This window comes from Arthrobacter hankyongi (genome assembly GCF_022012395.1).
GTDB lineage: Bacteria > Actinomycetota > Actinomycetes > Actinomycetales > Micrococcaceae > Crystallibacter > Crystallibacter hankyongi.
On sequence record NZ_JAKLTQ010000041.1, the window covers coordinates 1 to 3,323 of the forward strand.

Consider the following 3,323-nt stretch of genomic DNA (forward strand, 5'->3'; position numbering starts at 1 on the left):
AAAACGGGTTGGGGGAGGGGAAGGGAGTTTTCGGAGTCATTGTTGGCCTTTCCTGTCCGTTTAGCATTCGACGACGTTGACGGCGAGGCCGCCCATGGCAGTTTCCTTGTATTTGTCGCTCATATCCCGGCCCGTTTCCCGCATGGTGACGATCACGTCGTCGAGCGAGACCCGGTGGGTGCCGTCGCCCCAGAGGGCCATTCTGGCGGCGTTGATGGCCTTGGCCGCGGCGATGGCGTTGCGTTCGATGCACGGGATCTGCACGAGTCCGCCGATCGGGTCGCAGGTCAGGCCGAGGTTGTGTTCCATGGCGATCTCGGCGGCATTCTCCACCTGCGCCGGTGTCCCGCCCATGACCTCGGCCAAGCCTGCGGCAGCCATCGACGACGCCGAGCCGACCTCGCCCTGGCAGCCGACCTCGGCCCCGGAGATCGAGGCCTGCTCCTTGTAAAGTACGCCGACGGCACCGGCGGCGAGCAGGAACTTCACCACCACGTCGTCGCGGTCGGCCTGGGTGGCGTTGTCCATGCCCGGGGCAAAGTGCAGGGCGTAGTACAGCACGGCGGGGATGATGCCGGCGGCGCCGTTGGTGGGCGCAGTGACCACGCGTCCGCCGGAGGCATTCTCCTCGTTGACGGCCAGGGCGACCAGGTTGACCCACTCCTGCCAGTACTTGGGATCGCGGTCCTTGTCCTCTTTCAGCAGCCGCGCGTGCCAGCCGGGGGCCCGACGGCGGACCTTCAGTCCGCCGGGCAGCACGCCTTCGCGTGTGAGGCTGACCTCGACGCAGCCCTCCATAACGTTCCAGATGTGCAGCAGGCCGTCGCGGATTTCCGCTGCGCTCCGGCCGGCCTCTTCGTTGAGGTGCATGATGCTGCTGATGCCCAGCCCGGTAGTCCGGCAGTGCCCCAGAAGCTCGGCAGCCGTGCGGAAGGGCAGCGGAAGTTCCTTGCCGGCCTCGTCCAATTCCCGCTGGGCTGTGTCCTCGTCGCCCTCACGGACGATGAAGCCGCCGCCCACGGAGAAGAAGGTAGCCTCGTGCAGCACGGCACCGGCGGCGTCGGCCACGGCGAACTTCATTCCGTTGGTGTGCCTCGGCAGCACGGTGAGCGGGTGCAGGACCATGTCTTCGACCGTGTAGGGCAGCGGCACGGAACCGGACAGGTTCAAGGTCCCGGATGCGGCGATTGTTGCGAGGCGTTCCTCGACTTCATCGGGCAGGATCAGCTCGGGATGGTATCCCTCCAGGCCCAGCAGCACGGCAGTCATAGTGCCGTGGCCGCGGCCGGTAGCGGCCAGCGAGCCGTACAGATCAACGCGCAGGGAATCCACGCGGTCCAGGGCGCCGGTCGTTCGGAGTTCACCCGCGAAGACTGCTGCGGCGCGCATCGGTCCCACGGTGTGGGAGCTGGATGGTCCAATGCCGACGGTGAACAGGTCAAAGACGCTGATAGCCATGACAGGCCCTTTCAGGAAAAAACCAGTGGAGAGGAACAAAACAGGGAGTCGGTGCCCGCCCCCAAGCCGGGCACCGACTCCACCTGGAGGACCCGGTTATGCTTCGGCTGCCGATCCCAGCTTGGCGACTCCCGGGTAGAGCGGATGGGCCAGCGCCAGCGCGTCCACCCGGGCCTTGAGCCCGGCCAGGTCCGCCTCCGGGCCGGCTACCAGCGCCTGGGCAATCACGTCGGCGACTTCGCGGAACGCGTCCTCGCCAAAGCCGCGGGTGGCCAGCGCGGGGGTGCCGATGCGCAGGCCGGAGGAGACCATCGGCGGGCGCGGGTCGAAGGGGACGGCGTTGCGGTTGACCGTGATGCCGATCCGGTGCAGCAGGTCTTCGGCCTGCTGTCCGTCCAGCTCCGAATGGCGCAGGTCCACCAGAACCAGGTGCACGTCGGTGCCGCCGGTCAGCACGGTGATGCCCTTGGCCGCCACGTCCGGAGCGGACAAACGTTCGGCCAGGAGCTGCGCTCCGGCCAGGGTGCGCTGCTGGCGCTCGGTGAATTCCTCGGAGGCGGCAATCTTGAAGGCCACGGCCTTACCGGCGATTACGTGCTCCAGGGGACCGCCCTGCTGGCCGGGGAAGACGGCCGAGTTGATCTTCTTGGCGATCTCGGCGTCGTTGCTCAGGATGATGCCGCCGCGCGGGCCGCCCAGGGTCTTGTGCGTGGTGGAGGTAACCACATGGGCGTGGGGCACCGGGCTGGGATGCAGGCCGGCGGCGACCAGGCCGGCGAAGTGGGCCATGTCCACCATCAGGTAGGCACCGACCGAGTCGGCGATGCGGCGGAACTCGGCGAAGTCCAGCTGCCGCGGGTAGGCGGACCAGCCGGCCACGATCAGCTTCGGCTTGTGCTCCTCGGCCAGCCGGGCGACCTCGGCCATGTCCACCCGGTAGTCGGATTCGGAAACGCCGTAAGCCACCACATTGTAGAGCTTGCCGGAGAAGTTGATCTTCATCCCGTGCGTCAGGTGCCCGCCGTGGGCCAGGTTCAGGCCCAGGATCGTGTCTCCCGGCTTGATCAGTGCGTGCATCACCGAGGCGTTGGCCTGGGCGCCGGAGTGCGGCTGGACGTTGGCGAAGCCGGCTCCGAAGAGCTCCTTGACCCGGTCGATGGCCAGCTGTTCGATCACGTCGACGTATTCGCAGCCGCCATAGTAGCGGCGTCCCGGGTAGCCCTCGGCATATTTGTTGGTGGCGACCGAGCCCTGTGCCTGCATGACAGCGACGGCGGTGTGGTTCTCCGAGGCGATCATTTCCAGGCCCTGCTGCTGGCGGCGCAGTTCATTGTCGAGCTGCGCGGCGATTTCCGGGTCCAGTTCGCCCAGATCGGTGTTCAGGCTGGTGCCGGCCATGGCTGCGGGCGCGTTCACAGTTCACCGCCATTGGCTGCGGCGTATTCCTCGGCGGACAGCAGCGGGCCCTCTGATTCCACATTGACCTTGAAGAGCCAGCCAGCGCCATAGGGGTCGTTGTTGATCAGGGCGGGGTCGGCGACGACCTCGTCATTGACCTCCGTGACCTCTCCGGTCACCGGGGAGTACAGGTCCGAGACGGACTTGGTGGACTCGATCTCGCCGCAGGTCTCGCCGGCGGTCACGCTGGAGCCGACTTCGGGCAGGTCCACGTAGACGACGTCGCCGAGGGCGTCGGCAGCCACTGCGGAGACACCGACCACGGACGGGCCGGAGGCGTCTGCGGCGACCCACTCATGTTCGGCGGAGTACTTTAGGTCTGCAACAATCTTGCTCAATTTGGTTCCTTAGGTTCGGAGGGGTTCCCGCGGTGGCAGCCGCTGGGTGGGGAGCTACTTTTGGCGCTT

The 3,323-nt window shown here is 66.9% G+C and carries 3 protein-coding genes; all 3 read right to left on the reverse strand.

The genetic code is table 11. The features are described from left to right. Positions 1-60: 60 nt before the first annotated feature. Entirely contained in the window at positions 61-1,458 is a 1,398-nt protein-coding gene (locus tag LVY72_RS23985; protein WP_237827452.1) for an L-serine ammonia-lyase, read from the reverse strand. Positions 1,459-1,554: 96 nt separating this feature from the next. After that, positions 1,555-2,856, reverse strand: coding sequence for a serine hydroxymethyltransferase (gene glyA / locus LVY72_RS23990; protein WP_237827456.1), 1,302 nt, complete (start codon positions 2,854-2,856; stop codon positions 1,555-1,557). 14 nt (positions 2,857-2,870) lie between these two features. Then, positions 2,871-3,254: a glycine cleavage system protein GcvH gene (gene gcvH, locus LVY72_RS23995; RefSeq protein WP_237827454.1), complete on the reverse strand. Its 384-nt coding sequence runs from the start codon at positions 3,252-3,254 to the stop codon at positions 2,871-2,873. Positions 3,255-3,323: the final 69 nt, after the last annotated feature.

Bases quoted from the DNA above. Each gene is read 5' to 3' on its own strand.
- LVY72_RS23985 (WP_237827452.1), bottom strand. From the start codon at position 1,458: ATGGCTATCAGCGTCTTTGACCTGTTCACCGTCGGCATTGGACCATCC.
- glyA (WP_237827456.1), bottom strand. From the start codon at position 2,856: ATGGCCGGCACCAGCCTGAACACCGATCTGGGCGAACTGGACCCGGAA.